The organism is Leptolyngbya cf. ectocarpi LEGE 11479, assembly GCF_015207065.1.
Classification (GTDB): Bacteria; Cyanobacteriota; Cyanobacteriia; order Phormidesmidales; family Phormidesmidaceae; genus Leptothoe; species Leptothoe ectocarpi.
Window position 1 is genome coordinate 1 of sequence record NZ_JADEXP010000387.1, and the last position, 6,040, is coordinate 6,040.

The window sequence follows — 6,040 nt, forward strand, 5'->3', positions numbered from 1 at the left end:
GTGGGGGCAACAATCGTTTCAAACCCTTCTGCTGTCACACTCTGTTGTAAAAACGTTGACGCTGGTGACACATTAAAGTCGGGAACGGTGGCTACTGGCGTCGTGGGTGCAACTGGGCTAGCTGAAAGAAAGGCTGGATTTTCAACAACAGGGCCGTTAACGTCATCAAATTCAGTCTGCTGAGCTAGCGCATCCAAGATTTCTTGCTTTACCGCATCAATCGCTTCATCCCCTGTGGATGCCTCTGGATCATCTAGATACAGATCCTCTCCTAAACTGTTGGTGTCATAGAACAGCTCCATATCAAATAAGAATTTTTTGATGGGCTGCTCTCCGCGTAGCACAGCCATTTCACCGGCAAAAAGAGGTTGTTGTTCAGAGCCATCATGGTTGAAAGCCATCATGGGACCGTCTGGATTGTTAGTGAGGGCACCAATAATGGTGGTATCGGTTTCAGGAACAAAGCGAACAAACAACGCTGAGCCATGGATACCTGTCACCGCATTGGGGGTTTGGATGGTGGTCCGACCCTGTCCTGGCGGAATCAGTAACAGAACCGTGCCGTTAGAGAGCCGGAAATTACGAGTATTGGGGGTAAATCGAAAAACAGCACTTTCGCCAATGCGCGCTAATGAACCATCGTTAAACCGCAGCTCGGCTCGGGCTCTGCTGGCCGTGCTGAGAGCATCATTAATCCCCAGAACATCAGATACCCGTGCTCTGCGAGATTGACCATTGGTGAATAGATTTACTTCATTGCGGGTAAGCTCCACCCTGGCCCAGGTGAGGGTAGACTGGGCCAGGGCAGCCCCGGGTACCGACAACAGCATCCCCAGGGATGCGCACATCAAGGACAGCCAGCGACCGGTCGCCACTATTTTCAATTTTTCCATTACCGTCGGATCGTGAACCAGCTAAACATTAAGGACTAACTAATCAATGACCTCGGCTTTAACCAACTAAATTCGCTGATAAAGGACGGTGATCCCATCGCTAAAATCTTGACCCCGATTAGGTTCGGCGTTTTAGCTATGGAAACAATGAGATCATTGAAACCCCCGAATATGTAAAGTTCTCGATACACCCTTAAATTTATGCTACCGGTGTTATTTGCAAAGGTGGGCAAGATTTGATGAAGTGTGGAGACAAGTTCACGGTTTTTGTTTGAAGATTGGATTGGAGGGCAGTGGAATCAACTACTTTGACCAGCTGCTTTAATCACCTCTCTTTCATCATCTATCCTTAAAAGTCATCCAGCAGGGGACCCAAACGGTTAAGAACGGGGTCGTTTGACTCCTCTGTTTCGTCAGCGGCCTGGGGGAGTATTTGTTCTGAGCGCCCATGGGTCTGGGGAACAGATGGGGAGGTTTGTGAAGGGTTAAGAGCAGCGCTGGCCTCCTCAAGGGTGGCGACTCGAACCTGCAACTGGGCAATTTGCTGCTGTAGCTCCATGAACAGCATGACAGACGGGGTGGGCTCCCGACTCAGCAAATACTGCCGCAGCGCCTGCTTACACAGGTCGCTAAAGCTTTGCAGCTCGGTAGCTGACTGACTAGTCAATGCTTGTGCGATCGCATCCAGCAAAGCTCGATCTCCATCGCTATCATCGAAGGAAACGCTCTTACGAATGGATTTAGCAGCCATGGTAAGTCAGGAGCACGAAATGACACTGCTCCCAATAACGCATAGCTAGGGGTGGCCCGTCAATCTAGCGCGTGGCTACCGCCACCTTGAGATTAGCAAGCTGGGCCTCACCATATATATACTGACCCAGCGCATTTGCCTGTCGTGATGGTTTAGCCAAATGTCCCTTGAGTCTGGCCTCTTTCAATAAAGGACGTAGTTCACTCCAGAAAAATTCACCGCCGCCACCGGTCACAATCACATCAGTGGCTCGCTCTGGCAGCCAGCTCAAAAAACGCTGGGAAAGTTCACGGGCAAAACTCTTACGCAGACTGGGCAAAATTTCATCTAGATCGGTGGGTCGCGATGCTCCCCTAGGACGATAAAAACGCTCCCCTTCAGCCTTATGAACCGCCGCAATCAGAGACAGGGACTGACTATCTGCCCCATCGATCTGCGCCGCCACCCGCTCATAAAATTGAGCCATCCCAAAAGACTCACTCTGGGAGGCCCCACGGGCAAACCGAAATCGATCAATAGCCAGAAAATCCGTCGTTTGATGACCAATATCCACAATCGCCACCGAGAGGTTGGGAAAGTCAGGGCTAGTCGCTTTCTTACTCTGGGCTTCACTCCAGATCAGACTGCCGTAGCCCTCTGGCATCACCCACACCTTCTCTACATTGATTGCCATGGACTTTCCCCGATAAACCATGACATGGGGGGATGTCAGCAAGCTAATAATTTCTGACTTTTCGCTATCAAACTGCTCCTGGGAATGATACGGCAGACCCAGCACAATGCCCAGGTTGCCCTTAAGACCAAAGTAGCCCACACAGGCCAACGTTTTTACCAAAGCATCATCCACCTTTGAGCGTCCCACCCCCAAATCAGCACCAAAGTCAGCGGCCAAATGCCCCACGGCATAGCCCTTACCCTGATATTCCAGCCACATATCCAGGAGTGGATCGCTCGGCTGTGACTCAAATACACCCCGGCGAGCCTGTTCCACCGTCAGATGGGCGACATTTGACGGCACCAACACAACATCATTCTGATTACGCTTAACACAGGTTTTAGTCGCTGTACGACCCAGATCAATACTGAGGAGCTTCATTTTAGAAGTAGGCATAACGCGAATTAGGAGTTAAAAAACCTTAAAAACGAATAAGTAACCAGAACCGATACAATTTGTGAAATGCCCCTTAGGTATGAGCCCCACAGAAAAACAACAGCCCTAGTTCGGATACATCATGCCGTAACCCTGGATAATCCTGAGTCGCCTTCGTGACAAAGTCACCATTAAAGATAATGTCGTTGCTGATTGAGAGACTGAACCAATCCGTCGGAAGTACTCTATTCCTATAGTCTGGGAATAACTCTGCGAACAAAGGCACACCGGGGATCAGCAACGGCAAAATAATTAAGAAATACTCAAAATATCCAAACTCGACTTGATGGTTCAATTGTACTATAGCGATGCCATCGGATTAAATAACTCCACATAAAGTTAGATATTTAGGTAGCAAATAAAACCTCGAACCTACCTCCAAACAGGTGGAGTTTGAAGAAAACCTATGAGTCCGTCCATGTTTTAGAAAATAGTGTCTAGGCTGGTATCCAAGACAGCGCCTGATCACATATAAGTTGAACTTCGAAATTTTCCTCTACGAAAGATTCAAGTTCTAGATGTGGCCACAAAGTAGACACTAGGAAACAGGTTATGGCACAAAGTTTTGGAGTAATTGGTCTGGCGGTAATGGGGGAAAATTTGGCCCTCAACGTCGAACGTAACGGTTTTCCGATTTCTGTTTACAATCGATCCCCTGAAAAAACCAAGGCCTTTATGGCTGATAGAGCCACTGGCAAGAATGTTGTAGCGGCCTACTCCTTAGAGGAGTTTGTCGCTTCGTTAGAGCGACCTCGCCGGATTTTACTCATGGTCAAAGCGGGTAAGCCAGTAGATGCAGTCATCGACCAGCTCATGTCGCTGCTTGATCCCGAAGACATGATCATTGACGGTGGCAACTCTCTATATGAGGATACTGAGCGCCGAGTAAAGACCCTGGAAGGTGCAGGCTTTCGCTTTATTGGCATGGGTGTCAGCGGCGGTGAAGAAGGTGCCCTTAATGGCCCCAGCCTCATGCCCGGCGGGACTCGCGCGGCTTATGAGTCCATTGAGCCCATTGTTAAAAAAATTGCTGCCCAGGTTGATGATGGCCCCTGCGTAACCTATATCGGCTCTGGTGGAGCAGGTCACTACGTCAAAATGGTGCATAACGGCATTGAGTATGGCGATATGCAGCTGATTGCCGAAGCCTATGACCTGATGAAAAATGTTTTAGGTCTGAGTCATGAGCAGCTGCACGAAGTCTTTGCCCAGTGGAATACGACCGAAGAGCTGGACTCCTTCCTAATTGAAATTACAGCTGACATTTTTACGAATACCGAAGGCGATACAGCCCTGGTAGAGAAAATCCTAGACGCAGCTGGCCAAAAAGGTACCGGTCGTTGGACCGTCATGAATGCTTTGGAAATGGGCGTCGGCATCCCCACCATTACCGCTGCCGTCAATGCTCGGATTATGTCATCGATCAAAGATGAGCGGGTAGCAGCAGCGGCACAGATCAGCGGTCCTGATGGCAAGATCACTGACAACACCACCCTCTGGATCAACAAGATTCGAGATGCCCTATATTGCTCCAAGATTTGTTCCTATGCCCAGGGCATGGCTCTGTTGCGTAAAGCATCGGACAATTTTGGCTATGACCTTGATCTGGGCGAATGTGCCCGGATTTGGAAAGGTGGCTGCATTATTCGAGCCAGATTCCTAAATAAAATCAAACACGCATTTACCGAAAATCCTGAGCTGCCTAACCTGTTGTTAGCGCCTGAATTTAAGCAAACGATTCTAGATCGACAGTCAGCCTGGCGTGATGTGGTGGCAATGGCAGCCCAGTATGGTGTGCCAGTACCTGCCTTTAGTGCCTCACTGGATTACTTTGACAGCTACCGTCGGGCTCAGCTTCCCCAGAACCTTACCCAGGCTCAGCGGGATTACTTTGGCGCTCACACCTACAAGCGTGTGGACAAAGAAGGTACATTTCATACCGAATGGACCAAAGAAGCAGCAGCGGTTTAAGTTGTTGCTGTTCTTCGAGTCATGTGAAAAGGAGGCGCTTGTTAGCGCCCCTTTTTTGCCCAAGTTTTTTTTGCCACAATTTTGTTCTCGCTTTCACACAACCCTATTCCAACAAGTCCGGTTCTTGACGCACGATCTTGTCATATAGAGACTGAAAGCTAAACCATCCGATCTGATGAGATCCGATCTGGCTATAGGTTAAACTCGCCGTTTCTGGTCCAATTAGGACTGGGTTTCCCGCTGCCTCCGCTGCCAGCTGAGTCTGGCAAGAGCGATCCATCGTGATAAACCACCAGGCTGCTTCGTCCACCGTATCACCAACAGTGAGTAAGCCATGGTTACGCAAGATAACAGCTTTTCTCTCTCCTAGGGTAGCGGCGATACGCTTGCCTTCATCAGGGTCTAAAACCACACCGGTATAGTCATCAAATAAGGCATGGTCTTCGTAAAATGCACAGGCATCCTGGGTTAGTGGATCCAGCTGGCGTCCGAGGGTAGACCAGGCTTTGCCATAGAGTGAGTGGGCGTGGGCGGCCGCATTAGCATCCGGTCGAGCTTGGTGAATTTGGGAATGTATCGCAAAAGCCGCCGCATTTACAGGCTTGTCCCCTTTAACCACCTCACCCTTGTGATTCACCAGCAGCAGGTCAGATACCCGAATGTGGCCAAAATACATGCCAAACGGATTCACCCAAAAGCAATCTGGCCATTCAGGGTCACGCACGGTGATGTGCCCGGCTACACCTTCATCAAATCCATAGTGGGCAAACAGCCGAAATGCAGCCGCCAATCGCTGTTGGCGATGACGACGTTCATCTTCTAGAGTGTCCAATGTAGGCGGTGTAGGGAAGTTGAAGTCTGACATAGATTTACCTTCTACAGAACAACCTCTCCTATTGAAGCTAACTTTACTGTCATTACCACCCTTAAAAAAGGTACTTTAGCCGCAATTCATGAAAAGTGGCTTGGTAGGGTACCGGTACCTCAGACATCTACAGTAGTTGTTATACCGATACCCAGTTTGTACGATTAACCCAAATTTACTTTTGCGAACATAAAGTGTGTTGTTGATGGTTTGGTACTTTGTCTGGGTAGGCATCAGAACTATTACCGATGATAGATTTTCTTAATGATTTGCTATGGGAAAAATCCTCATAGTCGTTTTAGTGGCCATTATACTCACGGTTCGCTTAAATTTAGGAAGGGTTGCCTAAATTATCCGGTGAGTGAGAGGTAGATATCATCCGAAGCCTTCAACAACTGCAGAATGCGCTG

At 48.9% G+C, this 6,040-nt stretch carries 5 protein-coding genes; 1 reads left to right on the forward strand and 4 read right to left on the reverse strand.

Translation table 11 applies throughout. From position 1 onward, the window contains the following. The 3 genes from IQ260_RS26430 to IQ260_RS26440 all read right to left on the reverse strand — a co-directional run. Positions 1-893, reverse strand: an 893-nt coding sequence (locus IQ260_RS26430) for a FecR family protein (RefSeq protein ID WP_193996070.1), incomplete at its 3' end; no start/stop codon positions are given. A 349-nt stretch (positions 894-1,242) separates the two neighbouring features. Further along, positions 1,243-1,644, reverse strand: coding sequence for a hypothetical protein (locus IQ260_RS26435; RefSeq protein ID WP_193996071.1), 402 nt, complete (start codon positions 1,642-1,644; stop codon positions 1,243-1,245). Between the two features lie 64 nt (positions 1,645-1,708). After that, positions 1,709-2,755: a ParM/StbA family protein gene (locus tag IQ260_RS26440; protein WP_193996072.1), complete on the reverse strand. Its 1,047-nt coding sequence runs from the start codon at positions 2,753-2,755 to the stop codon at positions 1,709-1,711. A gap of 591 nt (positions 2,756-3,346) precedes the next feature. Here IQ260_RS26440 and gnd point away from each other — a divergent pair. Then, complete coding sequence (gnd, locus tag IQ260_RS26445) at positions 3,347-4,765, forward strand: decarboxylating NADP(+)-dependent phosphogluconate dehydrogenase (protein ID WP_193996073.1); 1,419 nt, start codon at positions 3,347-3,349, stop codon at positions 4,763-4,765. Positions 4,766-4,868: 103 nt separating this feature from the next. Here the strand turns inward: gnd and IQ260_RS26450 are convergent, their stop codons facing one another. Beyond that, the gene (locus IQ260_RS26450; RefSeq protein WP_193996074.1) at positions 4,869-5,630 is read right to left on the reverse strand and encodes a class II aldolase/adducin family protein; all 762 of its coding nucleotides are present in this window, start codon (positions 5,628-5,630) and stop codon (positions 4,869-4,871) included. Positions 5,631-6,040 lie beyond the last annotated feature (410 nt).

Bases quoted from the DNA above. Each gene is read 5' to 3' on its own strand.
- IQ260_RS26435 (WP_193996071.1), bottom strand. From the start codon at position 1,644: ATGGCTGCTAAATCCATTCGTAAGAGCGTTTCCTTCGATGATAGCGAT.
- IQ260_RS26440 (WP_193996072.1), bottom strand. From the start codon at position 2,755: ATGCCTACTTCTAAAATGAAGCTCCTCAGTATTGATCTGGGTCGTACA.
- gnd (WP_193996073.1), top strand. From the start codon at position 3,347: ATGGCACAAAGTTTTGGAGTAATTGGTCTGGCGGTAATGGGGGAAAAT.
- IQ260_RS26450 (WP_193996074.1), bottom strand. From the start codon at position 5,630: ATGTCAGACTTCAACTTCCCTACACCGCCTACATTGGACACTCTAGAA.